The organism is Azospirillum sp. TSH100 (genome assembly GCF_004923295.1).
In the GTDB taxonomy this organism is placed as follows: Bacteria; Pseudomonadota; Alphaproteobacteria; order Azospirillales; family Azospirillaceae; genus Azospirillum.
Map to the genome: position 1 here is coordinate 135096 of NZ_CP039639.1, position 24543 is coordinate 159638.

Sequence of the window (24543 nt, forward strand, 5' to 3'; positions counted from 1 at the left end):
TCAAATTGCCTTCGGCGCGATCCGGGGTGTTGTATCTGGCAGGTTCGGTCATAGGGCGGTCACAGGACGGTCATGGTGGCCAAAGGCTGGAGACGGGTATGGGCAGCATTCATCGTTTGATCGAGACACACGGACGCGACGGCGCGCTGGCCCTCGTTTCGGACGAGGAACGGCCGCTGATCGACATTGCCGCCGCGGTCCAGGCGGCGGAAAACGGCAAGCTGGGCATCACCTATGCCGGATTCTGCCAGACAGCACTGCCACACCGCCAGCTTCCCGACGATCAGCATTGGGAACGGCCCGGCCACAAGGTGAAGCTGGTCATCCAACCCGGCGTGATCGAGGACCGCAACGGCGTCACCCGCCGAATCGGCGTGCCCTATGGCAGCCGTGCCCGCATGATCCTGCTCTATCTCCAGACCCGCGCCATCCAGACCGGGAATCCGGAGGTCGAGCTGGGCGGATCCATGCATGACTGGCTGAAGCGCATGGACATACCGATCTGCGGCAAGGCCTATCGCGACGTGGAGGATCAGGCCGCCCGCCTGTCCGCCTGCCATCTGACCTTCTTCACCGACGCCGACGGCGGCCGGCGGCAGAGCAAGGAATCGATCGTCGCCGACGCCATCCAGCTGCGCCGTCCCGACGACCGCCAGGGAACCCTGTTCACAGAAACGGTTCGGCTGAGCGACAGCTTCTTCAAAGCCTTGCGCGAGCATCCGGTTCCGGTGGCCGAAGAGGCGCTGAAGGCGATCAGCGGCAAATCGATGGCGCTCGACGTCTATATCTGGCTGGCCTACCGCCTGCATTCGCTGGACAAGCCGACGCCGATCACCTGGGCGGCCCTGCATGGCCAGTTCGGTGCCGGCTATGCCCTGGTGCGCCAGTTCAAGACCAAGTTCATCCCCAACCTGAAATACGCCATGGCCGCCTACCCGGACGCCCGCGTCGAGGAAGCGGCCGAAGGGCTGATCCTTTACCCGTCACGTCCGCCGATCAACGAGCGGGTGATGGCACGCATCGCCTGACGGCGTCCTACCGCACGGCCTCTGATCGCTGAACTTTGGTGACGCCGGTTACCGCGATTCCTGAACTCTGGTGACGCTGTACATCGGACTCAGGCACTCACGAAAAGCGCTCGATCATCAGATCCAGCAGAAAGCGCAGGCGTGCCAGCCGGCGAAGATCCTGGTGATAGCCGACCCAGACATCACGTCCGGGCGGCGGCTCGCCGAGGTCGATGACCCGCAGCCTGTCCGAGACGTCGCCGATGGGGCGCGGCAGAACCGCCAATCCGACGCCGAAAGCGGCCATGGCGGCCTGGACGTCCCGGTTGTTGCTGCGAAACGCGACATGGGCGTTCGGCAGCATACGCCGCAGCCATGCGACATCCGGCATGCCGCCGAAGGCGGTGTCCATCGTGACCAGGGCGCAGCCCGAGCCGTCACCGCCCTTCGGCTCCGGGCCTTCGATCGGACCGTAAAGGGCATAGTCGATCCGGGTCAGCTTGCGCTGCACCACGTCCGGCTCGTCGAACGGACGAATGCGAAACACAAGGTCGGCCTCGCGCCTGGAGAGGCTGAGCAGCCGGGATTCGGTGAGCAGTTCCACCATCACGCCGGGGTGGCGCCGCGTGAAGTCGCGAATCACCGGGGTCAGCATGTGCAGGCCGAACCAGTCGGAAGACGATAACCGCAGGCTGCCCTCCAACCGCCCGCCTTGCCCGGACAGCTCGCGTTCCAGCGCAAGGCTTTCCTCTTCCATGCGCTCGGCATGGCGCAGCACGGCGGTCCCTTCGTCGGTCAGCACGAAGCCGTCGCTGGTTCGCTGGAACAGAGCGTGCCCCACAGATTCTTCCAAGGCGCGCAGACGCCGCCCCATGGTCGGCTGGGTCTGCCCGATCCGCCGCGCGGCTGCGCCAAGCGTGCCCGCGCGGGCGATCGCCAGGAAAATCCGAAGGTCGCTCCATTCCATGCCAGATCATACATAAATGAATGGAGTTCAAACAGTATCTTTATTTTTCAAACATTCGCGTTCGGCACATCCTTCGGAACGTCACCACGATGCACCCCGACGAAGGAGCAAGGCCATGTCCCAGGATCCGAACAACACGATGCGCGCGCTGGTGCTGGACGCGTATAACGCCCCGTTCCGGCTGACCGAGGTCGCGCGACCGGTGGCCGGTCAGGGCCAGGTGCTGGTCCGCATCGCCGCCAGCGGCGTCAACCCGCTGGACACCAAGATTCGGGCCGGTGCCGCCGCCCATGCGAAACATCCGCTGCCCGCCATCCTCGGCATCGATCTGGCGGGCGAGGTCGTCGCCGTCGGTCCCGGTGTCACCGCCTTCAAGCCCGGCGATCAGGTCTATGGCATGACCGGCGGCGTCGGCGGGCGCCAGGGCTCGCTGGCGGAGTACGCAACCGTGCAGGCCGACCTGCTCGCGCACAAGCCGGCGAACCTGACGATGCGCGAAGCCGCGGCCCTGCCGTTGATCACCATCACCGCCTGGGAGGGGCTGGTCGACCGCGCCAATGTCCAATCCGGCCAGACGGTCCTGGTCCATGGCGGGGCCGGCGGTGTGGGGCATGTTGCGGTGCAGATCGCCCGCGCGTTCGGTGCGACCGTCTGGGCAACGGAGTCCGCAGGCAAGAAGGCAGTGGTCGAACAACTCGGCGCCACCGCCATCGATTACCGGGCCGAGACGGTCGAAACATACGTCGCCCGCCACACCGGAGGCCGCGGTTTCGATCTGGTCTATGACACCGCCGGCGGACCGGTGCTCGATGCCTCGTTCCAGGCGGTGCGGCGCTTCGGCCATGTGGTCAGCTGCCTGGGCTGGGGAACGCATGCGCTGGCGCCGCTCTCGTTCCGTGCGGCGACCTATTCCGGCGTCTTCACCCTGCTGCCCCTGCTGACGGGGGAAGGAATGGCGAACCATGGCGAAATCCTGCGCCGCGCCGCCGCGCTGGTCGAAGCCGGCAAACTGCTGCCCCGCCTCGATCCGCGGCGCTTCTCGCTGGAGCAGGCCGACGACGCGCACACCGCCGTGACCGATGGAAGTGCCGGCGGCAAGATCGTCGTCGACATCGCACTCTGAGCGCATGGACCGCCGTCACCAGAGTTCAAACGCTCCGGCTGCGGACCAGAGGGCCGGTACGGCGAAGGGAGGCGCCCCGGCCCTTGGACCGCTACGCCCGCCCGGCGGTCACGTCGCGCAGGTAGCCGCGTGGCAGGGCATCGTTCAGCCCATCGACCCCGGTCTGCACCGCACGCGCCAGCGCGGTGCGGGCCAGCACCACCAGCAGGTCGGTCTGGGTGATCATTCCCAGCACCCGGCGGTTCTGGTCGACGATCACCACGTCATGGGTCCGGCCGTCGGACAGGCGGCCGAGCAGGCGGAAGACCGGAGTGTCCGGCAGCTCGGTCGCCGCCGGCGCCATCACCGCGGCGACACGCGCTCCGTGATGGACGGCGTCGCCGTGCGACAGCTGCTCGTGCCCGACGATGCCGACGACCGCGTTCTGCCCATCCACCACCGGCAGTGTGCGGAAGCCATGCTCCAGCAGCCGGGCGCGGGCCACCTGCGGGTGGGTGTCCGGCGTGACGGTGACGAGATCGCGCGACATGATCTCGCGGCAGGTGATGTCGGCATGCAGCCGCTCCAGCGCGTGCAGCTCGGCATTGACCAGCAGGGCGCCGAGATCGTCGCGGCTGACGTCCAGCGTCTCGGCCAGCGTGCGCAGCGCATCGTCGACATCGCCCTGGGTCAGGCCGGGGCGCAACTGCGGCGGCGGGTCGTTGGTGCGGTGGGCGTTGACCGGCTTGTGCGGATAGCGGTGGCCGGACAGCCGGTGGAACATCAGTCCGGCGGTCAGCAGCAGGACGGAGTTCACCGCGACGGGGAAGAAGGCGAACTTGATGCCCATCTCCGTCACCGCCGGCCCGCCGAGCACCGCGGTCAGGGCGGCGGCGCCGCCGGGCGGATGCAGGCAACGGGTCAGCGACATGGTGGCGATGGCCAGCGCCACCGCGGCGGCGCCCGCCAGCATAGGGTCGGGAATGACGGTGGCGACCAGCACCCCGACGATGGCCGACAGCGTGTTGCCGCCGACGATCGACCAGGGCTGGGCGAGCGGGCTGGCCGGCACCGCGAACAGCAGTACCGCCGACGCCCCCATCGGCGCCACCAGCACCGGCGCGCTCGAGATGAAGTCCAGCATGTTGCGGCAGAGCAGCCCGGTCGCGGCGATGCCCAGCAACGCACCGCAGCAGGCGATCATGCGGTCGCGCAGCGTGGCGCCGGGCAGGATCGGCCGGAACACGACCTCCCCCAAACCCGCCAGACGGTCCCGCAAGGCGGCAAGCTTTTCCCTGGTCATTCGGTCCCCATCCCCGGTCTGAACATCTGATCACCCAATCGGCACTCTGCCCATTCAGGCGGCAAAGTCGGGGCAGGCTAAAACCTCAACAGAACTTGAGGTCAAGCGGAAAAGCCGCCAGACTGGCGGGACGGAGGGTTGCAGGAGAGGGGAGGGGCCGGAATGCTGTCGCCGGAGGACTACGACAAGGAAATGACGGTGGGGGAGGTGGCGCGTCGGTCCGGCGTGGCGGTCTCGACCATCCATTTCTACGAGGCGCAGGGGCTGATCCAAAGCTGGCGCAACCCAGGCAACCAACGCCGATTCTCCCGCGACGTGCTGCGGCGGGTGGCGGTCATCAAGGTGGCGCAGCGGCTGGGCATCTCGCTCGCCTCCATCGCCGACGCGCTGAACGCCCTGCCGCAGGACCGTTCCCCGACCACCGCCGACTGGCGCCGCATGTCGGAGCGCTGGCGGGCCGAGCTGGACGACCGCATCACCAAGCTGACCAAGCTGCGCGACAATCTGGACGGCTGCATCGGCTGCGGCTGCCTGTCGATCCGCGACTGCCCGTTGCGCAACCCGTGGGACGAGCTTGGCGACGGCGGCCCCGGCCCGCGGCTGCTCGATCCGGCCTGATCCTCCAGCCCTCCCAGATTAAAAGTGGGAGCCATACGAAAATAAGGGGTGAAGCCGGCGCGGCGATGGTCCATGGAAGCGGCCGTCACAAGACCCATCCGTCGCCTCAGGGGATCCACAGGGTGATCGTCGTCAATCCGCGGCCGCGCTCCGAAGGCCGGTCCGCCGCCCTCTTTCGCCGCTTGGCCGCCTGCCTGTCTCTGGCCGCCGCCGTCCTGCTCCCGGTTCCCGCTCTCGCGCTGTCCCAGCCGGACACGGCGGCCAGGCAGGCCTATCTGGTCGATCTCTCCAGCGGTGCCGTGCTGCTGGACAAGAACGGGACGGCCCGCATGGCGCCGTCCTCGATGACCAAGATGATGACGGCTTATTTGACCTATGATGCGCTGGTCCATGGCCGGACGACGCTCGACACCAGCTTCCCGGTCAGCCAGACCGCCTGGAAGATGGGCGGCTCCCGCATGTTCCTGAAGCTGGGCAGCACGGTGCGGGTCGAGGATCTGCTGCGCGGGCTGCTGATCGACAGCGGCAACGACGCCGCCGTCGCGCTGGCCGAGGGGCTGGCCGGCAGCGAATCCGCCTTCGCCGCGATGATGAACGCCAAGGCGCGCGCGCTGGGGATGGCCGACAGCCATTTCATGAACGCCAGCGGCTGGCCGGATCCGGACCACTACACCACCGCCCGCGATCTGGCGATCCTCGCCGGCCATCTGATCCGCGACTTTCCGCAATTCTACCATTACGAGTCGGAGCGGACCTTCACCTGGAACGGCATCCGCCAGGGCAACCGCAACCCGCTGCTCTACCACCCGGTCAGCGTCGACGGCATCAAGACCGGCCACACCGAGGTCGGCGGCTATGGCCTGACCGCGTCGGGCGAGCGCAACGGCCGCCGTCTCGTGCTGGTGGTCAACGGCCTGCCCAGCCCGCAGTCCCGCAACGACGAGCCGACCCGGCTGCTCGACTGGGCCTGGAACAGCTTCAGGCTCTATCCCCTGCTGCGCAAGGGCGAGCTGGTCGAACAGGCGCCGGTGTGGATGGGGGCGGAGGACAGCGTGCCGGTGACGGTCGCCGACGACGTGACCGTCACCATGGCGCCGGCCGACCGCAACAGCCTGCATGTCGTCGCCACCCTGGTCGAACCGCTGCCGAGCCCGGTCCATCGCGGTGACGTCGTCGGCCAGCTGCGCATCGACTATGACGGCGCCGTCCGCCGGCAGGTTGATCTGGTCGCCGGCGCCGACGTTCCGGCCTCCAGCGGCCTGACCGCGCTCGGCCAGCGGCTTGGGCATCTGTTGCCGTGATGTGCGTCGCGGGCCGGCGAGTTCCGGCCCGCAACCACTTCGCTCAATCGACCTTCAGCGTGATGGTGCCCATGGTGCCGTAGCGGGCGACCGAGCGGCTGCCCGGCTCGACGAAGACGGTGCCGGTGCAGGAGCCGGTGGTCACCACCTCTCCCGCATGCAGGCCGCCGAAGCTGCGGGCGCCGACATTGGCCATCCACACCAGCAGCCGCACCGGATCGCCGGCGCTGTTGCCGCCGACGACATCCACCTTGGTCTCGCCGTCGACCTCCAGCGTCACCGTCTCCTTGACCGGGTCGAGCGAGCGCCAGTCGGCGATGGCCGGGCCGACGATCAGGGCGCCGTGGTTGAACTGGTCGGCCATGTGGCTCAGCCCGTCCTGGCTGCCGAAACCGGCGAAGCGGGTGTCGACGATCTCCCAGGCCGGATGGACCGAGGCGATGGCATCCAGCACCTCGTCCCGCGTATAGGGCTGCTCGCGCGGCGGCAGGTCGCGGGCGAAGCGGTAGGCGATCTCCGCCTCCACCCCGATGACCTGGAACAGCCTGGCCGGCAGGTGGTCGGTGTTCTCGAAGACGGTGGCGGCGTTGATCGGCGCGCGGAAGGGCTCGGCATCCGGCGTGCGGGCGCCGACCTTCCAGGCGGTGACGGGGCCGAGGCGGCGGGCGACTGCGTCCTGGATCTCATAGGCCTCCGCTTCGGTCGCGGGGCGGCTGTCCAGCCCGGTCAGCCACTGGCGGGTCTCGCGGGCCGCGATCAGGGCGTCGACGGTATCGGTCATGACAAGTCTCTGTGGTGAGGGGAGGGAGAGGGGGTGCCGCCAGGAGCACCGCAGGATTGGCGGACCACCAGCCGGCTCGGCAGGATGATCCGCTCGGGCGGGCCCTGCGGGTCGGCGATCCGGCGCAGCAGCAGCCGGGCGGCTTCCTGCCCGATCTGCCTTGCGGAGGTGGCGACGGTGGTCAGCGCCGGCCGGCTGAGTGCGGCCTCCGGCACGTCGTCGAAGCCGGTGACGGCCAGATCGCGCCCGGCCCTGAGACCGCGTGCCTCCAGCCCCAGCATCAACCCGAGCGCCACCACGTCGTTGTAGCACAGGGCCGCCGTCGGGGGCGCCGTTGCGTCCTGCGGCCTATTCAGCAGATCATCAGCCATCGCAGCACCCGATCGCCGGGTCAGCGGACAGCGCAGCACCAGATCGTCGGCCAGCCCGTGCCGCCGCATCGCTGCGGTGAATCCGGCCAGCCGCGCAGCGTAGGCGGAATGGTCCAAAGTGCCGCCGACGAAGGCGATCCGCCGGTGGCCGAGCGCGACGAGATGCTCGGTCACCGTCTCCATGCCCGCCTGGTAATCCACCCCGGCATAGTCTCTTCCGTGATCCGAGACCACGCGCAACGCCTGGACGCAGGGCAGCCGCCAGCGGTCCAGCCGGTCGAGCAACTCGGCCTGCGTCCCGGCGGCGGGGCAGAGGATCACTCCGTCGACATTGTGCTCGCGCATCCGTTGCAGGAAGCGGTCCTGGCGCTCCGGCTGCTCGGCGGTGTTGGCGATGAAGGCGACGAAGCCCTCGGTGTCCAGCACGTCGTCCACCCCCGCCGTCAGCTCGGCATAGAAGGGGTTGTTCAGTTCGCAGACCAGCAACCCGACCGTCTGGGTGCGGGCGGCGCGCAGGGTGGCGGCGCCGCGGTTGTAGATGTAGCCGAGCGCCGCCATGGCGGCCTGCACCCGCTCCCGCGTTTCCGCCGCCACCAGCGGGCTGCCGCGCAGCACCAGCGACACGGTCGAGCGCGACACCCCGGCATGGCCGGCGACCTCCGTCAGGGTGACGGTTCCCGGCTTTCCGCTGCCCGGTTTCCTGCTATCGCGCGGCGCGGCCACGGCGGCGGTGCCTCACACCACGGCGGTCGGCAGCGGCCGGCCGGCGAAGAAGGCCTCCAGATTGTCGAGCACGAGCTGGCCCATCGCCGTCCGCGTCTCCACCGTGGCGCTGGCCTGATGCGGCTGGAGCACGACGTTGTCGAGGCCGTAGAAGCCCTCCGGCACGTTCGGCTCGTCGGCGAAGACGTCCAGCCCGGCGCCGCCGATCCGGCCCTCGGTCAGGGCAGCCAGCAGCTCCGGCTCATCCACCACGCTGCCGCGGGCGACATTGACCAGCAGCCCCTCCGGGCCCAGCGCGTCGAGCACGGCGCGGCCGACCATGTTGCGGGCATCCGCCCCGGCCGAAGCGGCGACCACCAGAATGTCGCTCTCCCGCGCCAGATCGACCGGGGAGGCGACGAAACGGTAGGACACGCCGTCGCGCGGCTTGCGGTTGGTGTAGGCGATGGTCATGCCGAAGGCCTCGGCCCGTTTGGCGATGGCCTCGCCGATGCGGCCCAGCCCCAGCACGCCCAGCCGCTTGCCGCTGACCTTGCGGGCGAGCGGCAGCTTGCCCTTCGGCCATTGACCGGCGCGGACGAAGCGGTCGCCGACCATCATCCGGCGCGAGGCGGCGATCATCAGCCCGATGGCGAGATCGGCGACATCGTCGGTCAGCACGTCCGGCGTGTTGCTGACACGCACGCCGCGGCCGCGGCAATGCTCCAGATCGACCGCGTCGGTGCCGACGCCGTTGATGGCGACGATCCCGAGATTGGGCAGCGCATCGACCACCGCGTTCTTCACGCCGGTGCCGCCGCCGGTGACGACGGCGCGCACGCGGTCGCCGACCTCGGCGATCAGCCGGTCGCGGTCAGGGGCCGCGGACAGGCGGTGGACGGTGTAGGCCGCATCAAGACCCTGCTCGACGGCGGGCATCATCGGTTCGATGAGCAAGATTTCTGGCGGCAGGATTTCGGGCTTCATCTCAACTCGTCCTTGGTGGAGCACAATTTATCAATGGGCCAGGATCTGGCCGAGGAAGCTCCGCGTCCGCTCCGATTTCGGGGCGGTGAAGAACTCCTCCGGCGTGTTCTGCTCGACGATCTCGCCGCGGTCCATGAAGATCACGCGGTGGGCGACCGATTTGGCGAAGCCCATCTCGTGCGTCACGCACAGCATGGTCATGCCGTCCTCGGCCAAGCCGATCATGGTGTCCAGCACCTCCTTGACCATCTCCGGATCCAGGGCGGAGGTCGGCTCGTCGAACAGCATCACCTTCGGGTTCATGCACAGCGACCGCGCGATGGCGACGCGCTGCTGCTGGCCGCCCGACAGCTGGCCGGGATATTTGTCCGCCTGTTCGGGGATGCGCACCCGCTCCAGATAGCGCATCGCGGTGGCCTTCGCCTCGGCCTTGGCAATGCCGCGCACCTTCAACGGTGCCAGCATGCAGTTCTCCAGCACGGTCAAATGCGGGAACAGGTTGAAGCTCTGGAACACCATGCCGACCTCCCGCCGCACCATGTCGAGCTGGCGGTGGTGCGGGCCGAGTTCGACGCCGTTGACGGTGATCCGGCCCTTCTGGTGACGTTCCAGCTGGTTGATGCAGCGGATCAGGGTCGATTTTCCCGATCCGGAAGGGCCGCAGATGACGATGCGCTCGCCCCGGTGGACCTCCAGGTCGATGTCCTTCAGCACCTGGAAGTGATCGTACCATTTCTGGACGCCTTCCATGCGGATGACGACATCCGCGCTCATTGCAGGTGCTTTGCCGCCGCGCGTCGGCTCAGACGCCACTGCCATGGTCGTACCCTCCACCGGGAATTGCGCTTTGCCTGATTTACGACTTGCTGGCGGTGACCGCCGCCGGCAGGTCGGTGCCCAGCCACTTCTGGTGGATGGCGTTCAGCTCGCCGTTCTTCTTGACGGTGTCGAGGAAGCCGTTGACCCAGCCCAGCAGCTTGTCCTGGCCCTGGCGCAAGGCGACGCCCTGGACCTGGCTTTTCAGGACGAACTTCATCTCGTAGTTGGCCTGGGGCGCCATCGTCTTGATCTGCTGGGCCACCACGTTGCTGACGCCCAGCGCATCGACCTGACCGGACAGCAGGGCCTGCACGGCGCTGGCGTCGTCGTCGAAGCGCATGATGCGGGCATCCTTCGGCGCCACCGCGGTCAGCGACTGGTCCTGGGTGCTGGCGCGGGCGACGCCGACGCTCTTGCCCGACAGATCCTCTGCCTTGGCGACCGGCGATTTCTGCGGGGCGAGCAGCCCGATCTCGATGGCGGCATAGGGCTCGGAGAAGGCGACCTGCTTGGCGCGCTCCGGCGTGATGCCGAGCGAGGCGACCAGCACGTCGACCTTGCCGGTCAGCAGGTAGGGGATGCGGTTCGGCCCGGTCACCGGCACGATGTCCACCGGCACGCCCATATGCTTGGCCATCAGCTTGGCGACGTCGGCGTCATAGCCGTCCGGCTTGCCGTCGGCGCTGGTGATGCCGAACGGCGGGAAATCGACCAGCATGCCGATGGTCAGCTTGCCCTTGCCCTTGATGTCCTCGACGCTCTGGGCGTTCGCCGTGGCGGTAAGTCCAACAGCGGCGGTCATCAGGGCGCCGGCGACGATCAGGCGGCGGGTGACGGTGAAGGCCATGGGTGTTTCCTCCGAGTGCGAATGTTTTTAAGGATTTAACGAGACGGCGCGGCGTAGCGGGTTTCCAAACGCTGGCTCAGCAGCGACAGGGGCCAGCACAGCGCGAAATAGATCGCGGCGACGATGCCGAAGACCAGGAAGGGCTGGAAGGTGGCGTTGTTGACGATCTGGCCGGCGCGGGTCAGTTCGACGAAGCCGATGATGGCGGCCAGCGAGGTGCCCTTGATCACCTGCACCAGATAGCCCACCGTCGGCGGCACCGCGACCTTCACCGCCTGCGGCAGGATCACGTAGCGCATCAGGCCGGGATAGCGCAGGCCGAGAGACGAGGCCGCCTCCCACTGGCCGCGCGGCACCGACTGGATGCAGCCGCGCCAGATCTCGCCGAGGAAGGCGCTGGTGTTCAGCGTCAGTCCGACCGCCGCGGCGACCCACGGGCTCATGTCGATGCCGATCACGGTGGCGCCGAAGAAGACCAGGAACAGCTGCATCAGCAGCGGCGTGCCCTGGAAGATCTGGATATAGCCGGTCGCCAGCCAGCGCAGCGGCTTCACGTCCGACGTGCGGCCCAGCGCCACGACCAGCCCGACGATGCCGCCGCCGATGAAGGCGATGACCGACAGCAGCAGCGTCCATTGCACGGCACTGAGCAGGAACAGGAATTCGTTGTACCCGAAGGCGCGGATCATGGGATGGCCTCCTTCAGCGCCGATCGATGGTGTAGGCGAAGGCCAGCCGGTAGATACCGGCGAACAGGGCCGAGAACATCAGCGCCAGCACCAGATAGATGCCGGTCACCACGATGTAGATCTCGAAACTGCGGAAGGTCTGCGACTGGATGTTGTTGGCGACCGAGGTCAGCTCGTCGGCGGAGATGGCGGACACCACGCTGGAACTCAGCATCAGCAGGATGAACTGGCTGGTCAGCGCCGGATAGACCGTGCGCAACGCCGGCTTCAGGATGACGTAGCGGAAGACCTGGAGTGGGCGCAGTCCCAGCGCCAGACCCGCTTCGATCTGGCCCTTGTGGATGGATTCGATGCCGGCGCGGATGATCTCGGTGGCATAGGCGCCGACATTGACCACCATCGCGATCAGCGCCGCCACGTCCGGCGACAGCCGGAGGCCGACGGTCGGCAGCCCGAAGAAGATCAGGAAGATCTGCACCAGGAAGGGTGTGTTGCGGATGACTTCGATATAGGCGTTGATCAGCCAGCGCACCGGCTTCGGCCCGGAGGTCTTGCCCAGCGCGCAGAGGATGGCGATCACCAGACCGATGGTCATGGCGCCGAACGACAGCCGGACGGTCAGCCATGCCCCGTCCAGCAGATAGTCCCAGGACGCGAACACCGCGTCGAATTGAAAATCGTAGGTCACGGGCGTTCCTCCGCACCCGCGTCGCGCTGCCCGTCCGGGGGCCGGCGTCGCGCGGATTGCCTTTGTCCGCTTAGGGCCTGTCGTCCGGGACGCTCGCCCGGATCCCGCAGGATGCTTCCCTGCGCACCAACTGTTCGCCACGGTAATTGGATCGATCCAAAAGCGCAATGGGAAATGAGGGGAGGAATGATAATTAGTATATCAGATATTTCGCGGTTCCCAGCGCGTGCGGAAACCTTCCGGTGGCATGCGGCGTTTCACCGGAACGCCGTCTACCGACAATCAGCCTTGGGGAGTCCGCCCGACATGACCGCAGCAAAAAGCGCCGTCGCTGTCAGCAGCCTGGTGCCCGCGCGGATGGACCGGCTGCCCTGGGCGCGGTTCCACTGGATGGTGGTGGTCGGGCTGGGCGTCAGCTGGATCCTCGACGGCATCGAGATCCAGCTGATCTCGGCCTCCGGCTACAAGGAAAGCCTGGGCATGTCGAGCGCCGAGGTCGGGCTGGCCGGCACCATCTATCTGATCGGGCAGGTGGTGGGCGCGCTGGTCTTCGGCCGGCTGACCGACCGCTGGGGGCGCAAGCGGCTGTTCATCACCACGCTGGCACTCTACCTGATCGCGTCTGGCATCGCCGGCTTCGCCTGGACCCCCTGGTTCCTCTATGTCTGGCGCTTCGTCGCCGGGATGGGCATCGGCGGCGAATATGCCGCCGTCAACTCCGCCATCGACGAGCTGATCCCGGCGCGCTTCCGCGGCCGGGTCGACATCGCCGTCAACGGCACCTATTGGGCCGGCGCGATGATCGGGGCGGTCGGCAGCGTCTTCCTGCTCGACCATTCGCTGGTGCCGGAAAATCTCGGTTGGCGCATCGCCTTCTTCATCGGGCCGCTGCTGGGCCTGATCATCATCCATCTGCGCCGGCACATCCCGGAAAGCCCACGCTGGATGGTCACCCACGGCAGGGAGGCGGAGGCCGAACGCATCGTCGACGACATCGAAGCCAGCGTGCGCGCGCAGGGCAAGAGTCTGGCGCCGGTCGATCCCAAGCGGGCCATGCACATCGTTCCGGAGGATTCCGTATCCTGGAGCCAGCTTGTCGACGTGTTCTTCCGGCAATACCCGACACGCACAATCCTGGGCGTGACGATGATGGTGACGCAGTCCTTCCTCTACAACGCGATCTTCTTCACCTACGCGCTGGTCCTGCAGAATTTCTACCATCTCGACCCGTCGCAGACTGCGGTCTATTTCTTCCCCTTCGCTGCCGGCAACCTGATCGGGCCGCTGCTGCTGGGTCCGCTGTTCGACAGTGTGGGGCGGCGGCGGATGATCTTCGGCACCTATCTGCTGGCGGGGGTCGTGCTGCTGGTCTCCGCCTTCCTGTTCCGCCAGGGGGTGCTGACCGCCAACACGCACACGATCTTCTGGTGCGTCTCCTTCTTCTTCGCCTCGGCCGGCGCCTCGTCCGCCTACCTGACGGTCAGCGAGATCTTCCCGCTGGAGGTGCGGGCGCAGGCGATCTCCTATTTCTTCGCCATTGCCCAGGTGGTGGGCTCCACCGGCCCGCTGCTGTTCGGCTGGCTGGTGGGGGAGGGGACGGAGCGCGACCCGCTGTTCTGGGGCTATGTGCTGGGATCGGTCGTGATGATCTTCGGCGGGGTGGTGGCGCTGGTCTATGGTGTCGATGCCGAAGGCAAGGGGCTGGAGGACATCGCCGAACCGCTGACCAAGGCCGACCGCCACCGTAGGGTGGGGGAGGCGGCAGTGGAGACGGTCTGACGATGTCCTTGCCCGTCAGTTGGTGCCCGTCAATCAATGGGCCAGCGTTGCCTGCGCCTTCAGCGCACCGGCCGGGGCCGGGTGGCGGCGAAGGGCGAACACGGCCAGCGAGGCGAGCAGGGCGGGGACGACCGCCGCCAGCACGACGCCTTGCGCGGTCCAGCCGGCACCCAGCAGCGCGCCGCCGGCCACCGGCCCGATGATGGATCCGATGCGGCCAATGCCGAGTGCCCAGCCCACGCCGGTCGAGCGGATCGCCGTGGGATAGATGCCGGCGGCCAGCGCGTTCATGCCGATCTGGGCGCCGACCACGCCGAAGCCGGCCAGGAAGATCGCCGGCATCAGCAGCCACAGGTCATGCGCGCCGAAGGCGACGCCGACGATGAACAGGGCCGACGCGGCATAGGCGGTGCCGAGCACCAGATGCGGGTTCATGCGGTCGATCATGCGGCCGAGCGTGATGGCGCCGACCACGCCGCCGAGATTCAGCACGGCGGTGGACAGGATCGCGGTCTGGATCGGCATGCCGCTGGCGCGCAGCAGCGACGGCAGCCAGTTGACCAGGAAATACATGACCAGCAGGTTCATGAAGAAGGCCGCCCACAGCAGCAGCGTGGTGCGTGCCCGCCCGTCCTGGAACAGCTTGGCGACGGTGAAGCCGGCGGCCTTCGGCTCATGCAGGACGAAGTCGGTGCCGGCCTCGATGCGGGCGGCGTTGTCGGGATCGAGACGCCGGAGAATGGCGGCGATCCGTTCGCGCGGGGCATGGCTGGCGACCAGATAGCGCAGCGATTCCGGCAGGAAGGCGATCAGGACCAGCAGCACCGCCAGCGGGGCGATGCCGCCGACGATGAACACCGACTGCCAGCCGAAGGCGCCGATCAGCGGCGCGCTGATGATGCCGCCGATGGTCGAGCCGAAGGGGAAGCCGCAGAACATCACGGTGACCAGCGTCGCCCGCAGCCGCGCCGGCGCATATTCCGAGGTCAGCGCGATGATGTTCGGCATCGCCCCGCCCAGCCCGACGCCGGTCAGGAAGCGGTAGAGCAGCAGCTCGTTCATCGTGCCGGCCCAGGCGGTCACCAGCGAGAAGACGCCGAAGATGAGCATGGACAGCAGGATGATGCTCTTGCGCCCGAAGCGGTCGGCCGCCGGGCTGAGCAGGAAGGCGCCGACCGTCAGGCCGGCGAGGCCGGCGCCGAAGATCGGGCCGAAACCGGCGACGTTCATCCCCCATTGTTCGGCGATGACCGGTGCCACATAGGCGATGGCCTGGGTATCGAAACCGTCCAGAAGCGCGATCAGCGCGCACAGCGCGGTGATCAGGAACTGGAACCGGCCGAACCGCGCGCGTTCGATCGCGGCGGTCACGTCGATGACGTGCTGCTGTCCGGGCATGTGCCCCTCCCAATGATGTATGGTGTCCGGTCCGGATCGTTGTCCGGCCGGCCGGCGGCTGTCTCGGGACCGCCGGCCGTTCGCCCCTCTTTAGGGGCTTAAGTCCGCTGTTCGCGGTAGAGGCCCAGCTTTTCCTGGGCGGTGCGGTCGGAATAGCCGAACAGCACCAGATCGCTGCCGGCCTGGATCGTCAGCTCGTCCCAGCTCGGCACGACGATCACGTCGCGCTCCGACAGGGCGAACTCGCGGTCGCCGACCCTTGCGTGGCCATGGCCGTCCACCACCACGAGGACGGTGCCGTCGGTGGAGCGGCGCGGCTTGGTCTCGAAGCCCTTCGGCAGCAGGCGGACATGGGCCGAGATGGTCGGCATGATCGCCCCGCCGTCGGCAGGGTTGATGAACTCCAGCGCATGGCCGATCCAGGGATCGGGCGTCTCCGCCGCCGCCAGGGCGTCGAGGCCGACCCGCCATTCCGGATAGGGATAGTGGAACAGCGGCTGGTGCGCTGGCCGGCGGTCGGCGGTGGTGCCGCGCATCGGCCGCATGTTGTGGCCGTAGCGGGCGCTGCTGTCGCCGGGCCGCACCGTCTCGGGATGGGCGGGCTGGCCGAGATGCTCGGCGAAGCTGGCGTCGAAATGGCGAACGGTCGGGATGTCCAGCCCGTCGAGCCAGATCATCGGCTGGTCGGTGGTATTGCCATGGTCGTGCCACTGCCAGTTCGGCGTCAGCACGAGGTCGAAGGGGTTCATCACCGCCTTCTCGCCATCCACCGCGGTGTAGGCGCCATGGCCCTCCATGACGAAGCGCAACGCCGACTGGCTGTGGCGGTGGCAGGGCGCCACCTCGCCCGGCAGGATCATCTGCAACCCGGCATAGAGGCTGGTGGTGATGCCGGCGGTGCCGGGCGTGCCGGGATTCTCCAGGATCAGCACGCGGCGTTCGGCCTTCTCGGCGCTGATCAGGTCGCCGGCCCGCATCAGATGGGCGCGGGCGGTGGCATAGTCCCATTTCGCCGCCACCGTCGGGGCGCGCGGAGTCGGGGTGACCAGCGCGCCCAGCACCTCCCACAGGGGATAGAGATGCTGGGGCCGCATCGCCTCGTAGAGCTGGCTGAGCTGGGCGTCGGTGTCGTTGCTGAGCAGTCCGTGGCTGTCGGGGGCCATGGCGTCACGCCTCCTCGATCTGGACATGGAGGATGCCGTCCTCGATTTTCACCGGAAAGCTGCGGACCGGCACGGTGCAGGGGGCGCCGGCCGCAGCACCGGTGCGGACGTCGAACAGGCCCTGGTGCAGCGGGCATTCGATCAGGTGGCCGTCGAGATAGCCGTCCGACAGGAAGGCCTGCCCGTGGGTGCAGACGTCGGAGGTGGCGAAATACTCGCCCTCCACGGCATAGAGCGCGATGCGCTGGCCGCCGGCCTGGGCGCGGGCGACGCCGTCCTGCTCGACGGTGGCGGCCGGGATGGTCTTGTGCCAGGTGGTGGTCACTGTCATGGGAATACCCCTCAGGCCGGATAGATCAGGCTGTTGGCGATCATCTCGGAATCGAAGACGACCACCCGTTCCGCCAGACGCAGGCGCTCCGCATCCTCGACCAGACGGTCGTGGCAGACGCCGCACAGCACGATGTTCGGCTGCTGGTCGATCAGCGTCTGGACCATCAGCAGGTTGTGGCGGGCGCGGATGCCGTCGGTGCCCGCCGTCACCCGCAGCGGGCCGGGGAAGCGGCGGTAGTAACGCGGGGCGTACATCTGGGTCTTCAGCAGGCCGGTCACCCGGTCCTGCAACATGCCGCGGCTTTCCGCCTGCATGGTGCAGAGCATGTAGCCGCGCTCGTGGTTCTCGCGCGGGACGACGCGGTAGAGGCACTCCGCGGTGAAGAAGTCCGGCCACTCCTCCAGCCGCACATCGTCGAGCGCGTCGTAATAGGCGTCGTAGAAGTCGCGGACGCGGGCGCGCAGCGCCGCATCCGCCGCCATGCCGGGGCGGTCCATCGTCAGCGTGCTCATAGCCCCATCACCTCGCGCCAGTAGCGGTACATGCCGCGGATCGCGGTTTCGGTGACCATGTGGTCGGTGGGGGCGATGTCGTGCCCGCCCATCGTCACCAGCGCCTCGGCATCGGGGGAGGCGGCGAAGCCCTGCTGGCACATCTCGATCACCTCGCCGTCGTCGGCCGAGACGAAGCCGGCCGGGCCGAACAGGTTGGCCTGCCGGGTGCGCCGCAGCTTCATCTCCGGCGTGTCGTCGGCGTAGCACCAGTGGGTCCAGTGGAAGTCGAAGCCGCCGGCCCCGGTCGGCACGATCTGGCGCGTGGTCAGCGAATTGACCTGCTGTTGCAGGATGACGCTGGGGAAGATGGTGATCATGCCCACCGTCTCGTCGCCGGGGAACTCGTTCACCACGTCGAGGATGCGCGGGTCGGCCAGCTTCAGGTCGCCCTGGAAGTTGCGCATGTCGGCGGTGACGTCGTTGACCTCCTGCGCGCCCTTGCGGCTGATCAGGATGCCGTGGCGGCCGGTCTCGTCGATGTCGACAGCGGATTTCTGGTCGGCGCGGAACAGGCCGAAGGTGACGAAGAACACATGCAGCAGGCCCGCATGGTACGGGTCCTTGATGTTCTCCATCATCAGCTTCCAGTTGCCGGGAATGTGCTGGCGGTTGTAGCCGAGCACCTCCAGCTTCCGGCCGTCATAGACGCGCGTGTAGTGCTTCCAGAACTTCTCGCCGAGATACTCGCGGAAGGGCGGGGTGTCGTCGGAGAAGGTCGCCCATACCACGCCGTTGACCACCTCGACCCGCAGGCGGCGCAGCCCGTGCTTCGCGGTGTCGAAATCGGCCGGCATGCCGCCCTGGCGCCGCACGCCGCGGCGGAAGGGAACGCCGATCAGCTCGCCGCGCAGATCGTAGGCCCACTGGTGATAGGGGCAGAGCAGGTCCTTGGTGTGGCCGGAGCGGCTTTGGCAGAACTTCACGCCGCGGTGGGCGCAGCGGTTCTCGACCACGCTGATCTCGTCCTCGGCGCTACGCACCACGATCACCGGCTTTTCGCCCAGAATGGTGGTCTTGAAGTCGCCGACCTTCGGGATCTCGGCCTCCAGCGCGCAGTAGAGCCAGTGCGGGCCGTACCAGATCCGCTCCAGCTCCCGCCGGTAGGTCTCCTCGTCCGAATAGACCCAGTAGGGAACCTGCGAGGTCCCGTCGCCGGTCCAGCGCTTTGGCGCCGGGCGGTCCTGCTGTGTGACGTCCCGGCTGGCGGGACTGCTGGCCGTGCTCATCGCTCCTCCGCGCATCTCGTTGGCAATGCGTATTGCATATCGTGCGATGAATTGTATATTGCGCAACACGAACGATGCGTCAAGGCCGAACCATCAGCGACAGAGACAGTTCGTCCACCAAGGAGGATGCGGGCATGGAGACAGTCACGGATGCGGGCGTGGTCATCGTCGGGGCCGGACAGGCCGGTGGACGGGTGGCGCTGCTGCTGGCCCAGCGCGGCTATCCCGGTCCGGTGACTCTGGTCGGCGCGGAAACGCTGCCCCCCTACGAGCGGCCGCCGCTGTCGAAGGAGATGCTGGCCGATCCGCGCCACCCGCTGCCGCTGCTGGTTCCGGCGGAGGAGTATGAGCGGCTGGCGATCGTGCTGCGGCTGGGCCGCCGCGTCACCGCCATCGACCGCGCCCGCCGCCGGGTCATGCTGGACGACGGGCAAAGCCTGCCCTATGGCCGGCTGGTTCTGGCCACCGGCGGTCGGCCGCGGCAGCTGCCCTTCACGCTGGAGCGCCTGCAGGTTCTGCGCACGGTCGAGGATGTCCGCGCCATCGCGGCGCGGGCGGAACAGGCGGCCAGCGTGCTGGTGATCGGCGGCGGCGTCATCGGGCTGGAGGTGGCGGCGACTCTGCGCCGGCGCGGGCTGGCGGTGACGGTGGTGGAGGTCGGCTCACGCCTGCTCGGCCGCAATTTCCCCGAACCGGTGGCCACCGCCATTGCCGAGCGCCACGCCGCCGAAGGCGTGACGGTCCGCACCGGGGTGCGGGTCCGCGCGATCAGCGAGGATGACGCCGGGCTGCACGCCACCCTGTCCGACGGCGGCACGATCGGCGCCGACTTCGCCGTGGCCGGCATCGGCATCACGCCCGACACGGCGCTGGCCCAGGACTGCGGGCTGGTGACCGACGACGGCGTGGTGGTGGACGCCGACATGCGCTCGTCCGATCCGGACATCCTGGCGGTGGGCGACATGGCGGCGATTCCGGGACCGGATGGCCGGCCGATGCGCTGCGAGACCTGGCAGAACGCCAACGTCACCGCCGAACGGGCGGTGGCGACCATCCTGGGCGAGGCGATCCCGCCGGGCGAGGCCAGCTGGTTCTGGACCGACCAGTATGACCTGAACGTGCAGCTGACCGGCGACACGATGATCGGCGATTCCGGCCGGTTGGTGGAACAGCGCGCGACGGTGGCCGGCGGCCGGCTCTACCTGATGCTGGACGGCGATTGCCGGCTGGTCGGCGCGGCGGCGATCAATGCCGGGCGCGACATGAGTGTCTGCCGCCGGCTGGTCGCTGCCGGGGCCGTGCTGCCCGCCGATTTGCTGGAGTCCGACCGGTTCGACGCGCGGGCCGCCCGCGCGCTGCTCACGCCGTCTCCGGCCAGCGCCCGCCCAGTCGATGCGTGATCTCGCGACAGGCGTCCAGCAATTGCCCGCGCACCGCCGGATCCTCGTCGGCCTTGAAGGCCTGCGACGCGATGACCGAGACGACGAGGACCAGCTGGCCTTGCAGGTTGAAGACCGGTCCGGCCAGCGCGCGCAGCCCCGGCACCGTGGTGCCGTCGACGCCGGCGATCAGCTCGCGCCGCACCTGCCGCCGGATGGCGTCGATGTCGATGGGGCCGTCGGTGCGGTCGCGCACCAGCTCGCGCTGGAGCACGTCGGACACGAAGGTCTCGTTCTGGAAGGCGAGGAAGACCTTGCCGGTCGCCGACTGGGTCAGCGGCAGCCGCGAGCCGATGGTCAGCGTGGTGTAGATCGGCGGCGAGCCGGGATACCAGCGCACGATGGTCGGCCCCAGATCGGCCCAGACCGCCAGCTGGAGGGTACGGCCGGTGGCATCCACCAGTTCCTGCGCGATCTTGCTGGCCTGCTCGAACACATCGAGCCGCGCCATCGCCGCCAGCCCCAGCCGCAGGGCGCCGCTGTGCAGGTCGTAGAGGGTGGTCGCCGGATCCTGCCGCAGGAAGCCGGTGTTGACGAAGCTGGCAAGGTAGCGGTGGGCCTGGCTGACCGACATCTCGCTGGCCTTGGCGATCTCGGTCAGCGTGCTCGGACGACCCAGCCGGACCAGGGCGTCGAGCACGCCCATGCCGATCTCCACCGATTGGATGCCCTTGCGCTTCGTCGTCATGCCGCCCGTCCCGTCCGAAATCCCCGGCTCACCGCAGGGCCGGCACCATAGCGCGGCGGCGCCCGGCGGAACACCCATTCCCGACCAGGAACCCTTGATGAGGAGGAGAGCAGCATGAAGGTCTATGATTATTTCCGCTCCTCGGCCGCCTACCGGCTGCGGATCGCCCTCAACCTGAAGGGGCTGACCGCCGACCGCAGCTTCATCCACCTGCGCCGCAAGGAACAGAGCGCACCGGGCTATCTCGCCGTCAACCCGATGGGGCTGGTGCCGGCGCTGGAGGTCGGCGGCCGGACGCTGACCCAGTCGCTCGCCATCATCGAGTATCTCGACGAGACCCACCCCGACCCGGCGCTGCTGCCGCGCGATCCGCTCGACCGCGCCTGGGTGCGCTCGCTGGCGCTGGCCGTCGCCTGCGACATCCATCCCGTCAACAACCTGCGCATCCTGAACCATCTGCGCGATGCGCTGGGCCAGGACGAGGCGGCCCGCAACGGCTGGTACGCCCATTGGGTGGCCGAGGGCTTCCGCGGGCTGGAGGCGATGCTGGCCGGGGACGACCGGGTCGGCCGCTTCTGCTTCGGCGACACGCCGACCATCGCCGACATCTGCCTCGTCCCGCAGGTCTTCAACGCCGGGCGGATGAACTGCCCGCTCGACGCCTATCCCACCATCCGCCGCATCGCCGCGGCGGCCGCGGACCTGCCGGCCTTCCAGGCCGCCGAGCCGGGTCGCCAGCCCGACGCCGAATAACAGCCTTTACACTGGAGGAAAGCCTGAAATGACCGAGTATGTCTTCGCCCCCGCCACCCTTCCTGCCGCCCCGGTCCGCGGCACCGACGCCCGTTTCCCGATCAACCGCATCTTCTGCGTCGGCCGCAATTACGAGGCCCACGCCCGCGAGATGGGCGTGCAGGTCGACCGGGAGGCGCCCTTCTACTTCACCAAGGCGCCCGGCACCTATGTGCCGAGCGGGGCGACCGTCGCCTATCCGCCCGCGACCGAGAACTATCATTACGAGATGGAACTGGTCGTCGCCATCGGCAAGCCGGCTTTCCGCATCGCGCGGGAACAGGCGCTGGACGTGGTCTACGGCTATGGCAGCGGTCTCGACATGACCCGGCGCGACCTCCAGCTCGCCGCCCGCGCCAAGCAGCGGCCCTGGGATATCGGCAAGGATTTCGAGGAGTCCGCCGTCCTGTCGGAGATCGTCCCGGTGGCGGACTGCGGCCACCCGACCAGCGGCACGCTGGAGCTGCGCGTCAATGGCGAGACGAAGCAGTCCACCGACCTGACCCTGCTGATCTGGTCGATTCCGGAGCTGATCGCCCATCTGTCGACCCTGTACCATCTGCAACCGGGCGACCTGATCTACACCGGCACGCCGGAGGGCGTCGGCGCCGTCAAGCCCGGCGACCGCATCGAAGGCTCGATCGCCGGGATCGGCACCATCGCGCTGACCATCGGCGAACCGGCCTGATCGTGGCGGGGGCCGGAAGCTTCCGGCCCCTTCCTCTCCGCGTCAGGCCGCCTTCGTCCCCGGCGCGCGGGCGCCGTTCAGGAACAGGCGCACGGCCTGCCGGACATAGCGGTCCAGATCGGGAATGGCCGGCGCGCTCTGCGGCAGGATCAGGCGGCGGATCAGCAGGTTGCCGCTGACCATGCCCAGAAAGGCCTGGGCGGCGGCGGCCGGATCGTCGATGCGCAGATCACCGCGATCCGACAGCAGCCGCAGATAGTCGGCCAGCTGCCCGATGGCGCTCTCCGGGCCGATGCGGAAGAAGGCCTCGGCGATGTCGGGCACGCGGTCGCCCTCCGCGATCAGGACGCGGATCGTGGCGGTCGTCTCCTCGTTCAGCAGCGTCTTGACCAGATGCAGGGCGAAGGCGGTCAGACCGGCTTCCGGCGTCACCTGCTCGTTGGTGCGGGCGGGGGCGAGGCCGGAGAGGATCACGGCGTTGTCCTCCTCCAGGATGGCGCGGAACAGCCCCTCCTTGTCGCCGAAATGCTCGTACAGCGTGGCGCGCGATCCGCCGGCGACGGCGATGATGTCGCTCAGCGTCGTCTTCTCGAACCCCTTTTCGACGAACAGGCAGCGGGCCGCTGCCAGGATCGCCTGCCGGCGCGCCATGCCGCGCGGCCCGCAGGTGGCCGGTCCGCAAGGCGGCCCAGCCATGTGCGCGGCGGCTTGCTGGTGGCCGGAGTTGGGGCTGCTGCGGGCCTTATGGCTGCTGGTCATCTCGCTTTTCCTTCCGGCCTGTCGGTTTCGGCCGGCCCGATCCTGATCGCACTCTTAAACAGGGCCGAAGGGTCTTCCGCCGCGCCCGTCGAGGGTGACTTCCCATGTTCCAGCCCCATATCGGGCATCTGCGGAACCCCCTTGCGCGGTGCAGCAATCTGAATGTATCGTCTGGTACAGTGTACTGTATGAGACAGTACTAAGCAACGGGGATGTGCCGGACCGTCCGCCCCCGCCGCGCGGCAGGGAAACGGGTCCGCCGACGTGCGGCGCCGAGACGAGGTAAAGAGATGTCCAGATCCAAGCCATTCATGACGCTGGCCGCGGCGACCTGCCTGATCGCGGTGCTCGCCGGCTGCAACCAGCAGAAGCAGGCGGCCGGCCAGCCCCCGGGAGCCGGCGGCCCGCCGGAGGTCTCCGTCGCCACCATCGAGCCGCAGCGTCTGCCGGTGACCACCGAACTGCCGGGCCGCACCGCCGCCTACCGGGTGGCGGAAATCCGTCCGCAGGTCAGCGGCATCGTGCTGAAGCGCCTGTTTCGCGAGGGCAGCGAGGTCAAGGCGGGCGACCAGCTCTACCAGATCGATCCCGCCACCTACGAGGCGTCGCTTGCAAGCGCCCAGGCCGATGTGCAGAAGGCCGAGGCGAACCTCCAGGCCGCCCGCAACAAGGCGTCGCGCTATGGCGATCTGGTCAAGAACAGCGTGGTCAGCAAGCAGGACTTCGACGATGTCCAGGCGTCGCTGAAGCAGAACGAGGCGCAGCTCGCCTCCGCCAAGGCCGCCTACAACCTCGCCAGCATCAACCTGAACTACACCAAGGTCTTCGCCCCGATCTCCGGCCGCATCGGCAAGTCGGCGGTCACGGAAGGCGCCTTGGTGACCTCCAACCAGGCGACGGCGCTCGCCACCATCCAGCAGTTCGACCCGATCTATGTCGACGTGACGCAGACCGCCTCGCAGCTGATGAAGCTGCGCGAGGACATGGAGAGCGGCCGCATCCGCCCGGCGGAGCCCGGCAAGATCCCGGTGACGCTGTTCCTGAACAGCAACGCCAGCGGCGACGACACCGCCTATCCGGCGAAGGGCGAGCTGCAATTCGCCGACGTGACGGTGGATTCCGGCACCAGCTCGGTCCAGCTGCGCGCGGTCTTCCCCAATCCGAACAAGCAGCTGCTGCCCGGCCTGTTCGTCCGCGCCCGCGTCGAGCAGGGGGTGGCCGAGAACGCCATCACCGTGCCGCAGGCCGCGGTCGCCCGCTCGCCCGACGGCTCCGCCCGTGTCTGGGTGGTGGGTGCCGACAACAAGGCGACTCCGCGCACCATCAAGACCGAACGTCCGGTCGGCAATGTCTGGCTGGTGTCGGACGGTCTGGCCCCCGGCGAGCGCGTGGTGGTCGAAGGCCTGCAGAAGTTGAAGCCCGGTGCCGAGGTGAAGCCGGTGCCGGCCCAGAACGCTCTCGCCGCGTTGCCCGAAAAGGCCGCTTCGGCCCGCTGATCCCAGGCGCCGCTTGCCCAGGCGCCGCTTGCCAGGTACCGCTCT

25 protein-coding genes are annotated in these 24543 nt (G+C 68.3%); 9 read left to right on the forward strand and 16 right to left on the reverse strand.

Annotated elements, in window-relative coordinates; genetic code table 11:
• Nucleotides 1–98 precede the first annotated feature (98 nt).
• The gene (locus E6C72_RS28600; protein ID WP_109074722.1) at nucleotides 99–1028 is read left to right on the forward strand and encodes a replication protein RepA; all 930 of its coding nucleotides are present in this window, start codon (nucleotides 99–101) and stop codon (nucleotides 1026–1028) included.
• Nucleotides 1029–1125: 97 nt separating this feature from the next.
• On the opposite strand, the gene E6C72_RS28605 is transcribed toward E6C72_RS28600, so the two are convergent.
• A complete protein-coding gene (locus E6C72_RS28605) occupies nucleotides 1126–1974 on the reverse strand; it encodes a LysR family transcriptional regulator (protein WP_109443553.1) in 849 nt (282 codons plus the stop codon).
• Nucleotides 1975–2089: 115 nt separating this feature from the next.
• On the opposite strand from E6C72_RS28605, the gene E6C72_RS28610 reads away from it, so the two are divergent.
• Nucleotides 2090–3097, forward strand: a complete 1008-nt coding sequence (locus E6C72_RS28610) for a zinc-dependent alcohol dehydrogenase family protein (RefSeq protein ID WP_109443554.1) — start codon at nucleotides 2090–2092, stop codon at nucleotides 3095–3097.
• A 91-nt stretch (nucleotides 3098–3188) separates the two neighbouring features.
• On the opposite strand, the gene E6C72_RS28615 is transcribed toward E6C72_RS28610, so the two are convergent.
• Nucleotides 3189–4379 (reverse strand): HPP family protein, encoded by a 1191-nt coding sequence (locus tag E6C72_RS28615; RefSeq protein ID WP_109443555.1) that lies wholly within the window; start codon nucleotides 4377–4379, stop codon nucleotides 3189–3191.
• Nucleotides 4380–4541: 162 nt separating this feature from the next.
• Here E6C72_RS28615 and soxR point away from each other — a divergent pair, with 162 nt between their 5' ends.
• Complete coding sequence (gene soxR, locus E6C72_RS28620; protein ID WP_109443556.1) at nucleotides 4542–4997, forward strand: redox-sensitive transcriptional activator SoxR; 456 nt, start codon at nucleotides 4542–4544, stop codon at nucleotides 4995–4997.
• Nucleotides 4998–5119: 122 nt separating this feature from the next.
• Complete coding sequence (locus E6C72_RS28625) at nucleotides 5120–6298, forward strand: D-alanyl-D-alanine carboxypeptidase family protein (protein ID WP_247876001.1); 1179 nt, start codon at nucleotides 5120–5122, stop codon at nucleotides 6296–6298.
• Nucleotides 6299–6341: 43 nt separating this feature from the next.
• Here E6C72_RS28625 and E6C72_RS28630 read toward each other — a convergent pair whose 3' ends face one another.
• The 7 genes from E6C72_RS28630 to E6C72_RS28660 form a co-directional block, all read right to left on the reverse strand.
• A complete protein-coding gene (locus E6C72_RS28630) occupies nucleotides 6342–7079 on the reverse strand; it encodes a 2-keto-4-pentenoate hydratase (RefSeq protein ID WP_109443558.1) in 738 nt (245 codons plus the stop codon).
• Nucleotides 7076–8173, reverse strand: coding sequence for a LacI family DNA-binding transcriptional regulator (locus tag E6C72_RS28635; protein ID WP_109443559.1), 1098 nt, complete (start codon nucleotides 8171–8173; stop codon nucleotides 7076–7078). Before E6C72_RS28635 ends, E6C72_RS28630 begins: the two co-directional genes overlap by 4 nt.
• Nucleotides 8174–8185: 12 nt before the next feature.
• Complete coding sequence (locus tag E6C72_RS28640) at nucleotides 8186–9124, reverse strand: 2-hydroxyacid dehydrogenase (protein WP_109443579.1); 939 nt, start codon at nucleotides 9122–9124, stop codon at nucleotides 8186–8188.
• 45 nt (nucleotides 9125–9169) lie between these two features.
• On the reverse strand, nucleotides 9170–9913 hold the full coding sequence (locus E6C72_RS28645; protein ID WP_109443560.1) for an amino acid ABC transporter ATP-binding protein: 744 nt from the start codon (nucleotides 9911–9913) through the stop codon (nucleotides 9170–9172).
• Between the two features lie 82 nt (nucleotides 9914–9995).
• On the reverse strand, nucleotides 9996–10805 hold the full coding sequence (locus tag E6C72_RS28650) for a transporter substrate-binding domain-containing protein (RefSeq protein WP_109443561.1): 810 nt from the start codon (nucleotides 10803–10805) through the stop codon (nucleotides 9996–9998).
• 35 nt (nucleotides 10806–10840) lie between these two features.
• Complete coding sequence (locus E6C72_RS28655) at nucleotides 10841–11494, reverse strand: amino acid ABC transporter permease (protein WP_109443562.1); 654 nt, start codon at nucleotides 11492–11494, stop codon at nucleotides 10841–10843.
• Nucleotides 11495–11507: 13 nt separating this feature from the next.
• Nucleotides 11508–12182, reverse strand: coding sequence for an amino acid ABC transporter permease (locus E6C72_RS28660; RefSeq protein WP_109443563.1), 675 nt, complete (start codon nucleotides 12180–12182; stop codon nucleotides 11508–11510).
• 306 nt (nucleotides 12183–12488) lie between these two features.
• Here E6C72_RS28660 and E6C72_RS28665 point away from each other — a divergent pair, with 306 nt between their 5' ends.
• Nucleotides 12489–13961: an MFS transporter gene (locus E6C72_RS28665; protein ID WP_109443564.1), complete on the forward strand. Its 1473-nt coding sequence runs from the start codon at nucleotides 12489–12491 to the stop codon at nucleotides 13959–13961.
• 33 nt (nucleotides 13962–13994) lie between these two features.
• Here E6C72_RS28665 and E6C72_RS28670 read toward each other — a convergent pair whose 3' ends face one another.
• The 5 genes from E6C72_RS28670 to E6C72_RS28690 all read right to left on the reverse strand — a co-directional run bounded on the left by E6C72_RS28670 (nucleotide 13995) and on the right by E6C72_RS28690 (nucleotide 18636).
• A complete protein-coding gene (locus E6C72_RS28670) occupies nucleotides 13995–15359 on the reverse strand; it encodes an MFS transporter (RefSeq protein WP_109443565.1) in 1365 nt (454 codons plus the stop codon).
• Between the two features lie 98 nt (nucleotides 15360–15457).
• On the reverse strand, nucleotides 15458–16522 hold the full coding sequence (gene gtdA / locus E6C72_RS28675) for a gentisate 1,2-dioxygenase (protein WP_109443566.1): 1065 nt from the start codon (nucleotides 16520–16522) through the stop codon (nucleotides 15458–15460).
• A gap of 4 nt (nucleotides 16523–16526) precedes the next feature.
• Nucleotides 16527–16853, reverse strand: coding sequence for a non-heme iron oxygenase ferredoxin subunit (locus tag E6C72_RS28680; protein ID WP_109443567.1), 327 nt, complete (start codon nucleotides 16851–16853; stop codon nucleotides 16527–16529).
• 11 nt (nucleotides 16854–16864) lie between these two features.
• Nucleotides 16865–17368 carry a nuclear transport factor 2 family protein gene (locus E6C72_RS28685; RefSeq protein ID WP_109443568.1) on the reverse strand — a complete coding sequence of 168 codons (504 nt, stop codon included), beginning with the start codon at nucleotides 17366–17368 and terminating at the stop codon, nucleotides 16865–16867.
• On the reverse strand, nucleotides 17365–18636 hold the full coding sequence (locus tag E6C72_RS28690) for an aromatic ring-hydroxylating dioxygenase subunit alpha (RefSeq protein WP_109443569.1): 1272 nt from the start codon (nucleotides 18634–18636) through the stop codon (nucleotides 17365–17367). The genes E6C72_RS28685 and E6C72_RS28690 overlap by 4 nt, the downstream gene beginning before the upstream one ends.
• Before the next feature lie 134 nt (nucleotides 18637–18770).
• Between E6C72_RS28690 and E6C72_RS28695 the strand changes: the two genes are divergently transcribed.
• Nucleotides 18771–20036 (forward strand): NAD(P)/FAD-dependent oxidoreductase, encoded by a 1266-nt coding sequence (locus tag E6C72_RS28695; protein ID WP_109443570.1) that lies wholly within the window; start codon nucleotides 18771–18773, stop codon nucleotides 20034–20036.
• On the opposite strand, the gene E6C72_RS28700 is transcribed toward E6C72_RS28695, so the two are convergent.
• Entirely contained in the window at nucleotides 19996–20763 is a 768-nt protein-coding gene (locus E6C72_RS28700) for an IclR family transcriptional regulator (RefSeq protein ID WP_109443571.1), read from the reverse strand. The genes E6C72_RS28695 and E6C72_RS28700 overlap by 41 nt on opposite strands.
• A gap of 114 nt (nucleotides 20764–20877) precedes the next feature.
• Here E6C72_RS28700 and maiA point away from each other — a divergent pair, with 114 nt between their 5' ends.
• Both maiA and E6C72_RS28710 read left to right on the forward strand, forming a co-directional pair.
• Entirely contained in the window at nucleotides 20878–21516 is a 639-nt protein-coding gene (gene maiA, locus E6C72_RS28705; RefSeq protein WP_109443572.1) for a maleylacetoacetate isomerase, read from the forward strand.
• A 28-nt stretch (nucleotides 21517–21544) separates the two neighbouring features.
• On the forward strand, nucleotides 21545–22243 hold the full coding sequence (locus E6C72_RS28710) for a fumarylacetoacetate hydrolase family protein (protein WP_109443573.1): 699 nt from the start codon (nucleotides 21545–21547) through the stop codon (nucleotides 22241–22243).
• A gap of 42 nt (nucleotides 22244–22285) precedes the next feature.
• On the opposite strand, the gene E6C72_RS28715 is transcribed toward E6C72_RS28710, so the two are convergent.
• A complete protein-coding gene (locus tag E6C72_RS28715; protein ID WP_247876002.1) occupies nucleotides 22286–23002 on the reverse strand; it encodes a TetR/AcrR family transcriptional regulator in 717 nt (238 codons plus the stop codon).
• Nucleotides 23003–23292: 290 nt separating this feature from the next.
• Between E6C72_RS28715 and E6C72_RS28725 the strand changes: the two genes are divergently transcribed.
• Nucleotides 23293–24498 (forward strand): efflux RND transporter periplasmic adaptor subunit, encoded by a 1206-nt coding sequence (locus E6C72_RS28725; RefSeq protein WP_109443574.1) that lies wholly within the window; start codon nucleotides 23293–23295, stop codon nucleotides 24496–24498.
• The last annotated feature ends 45 nt before the right edge of the window (nucleotides 24499–24543 follow it).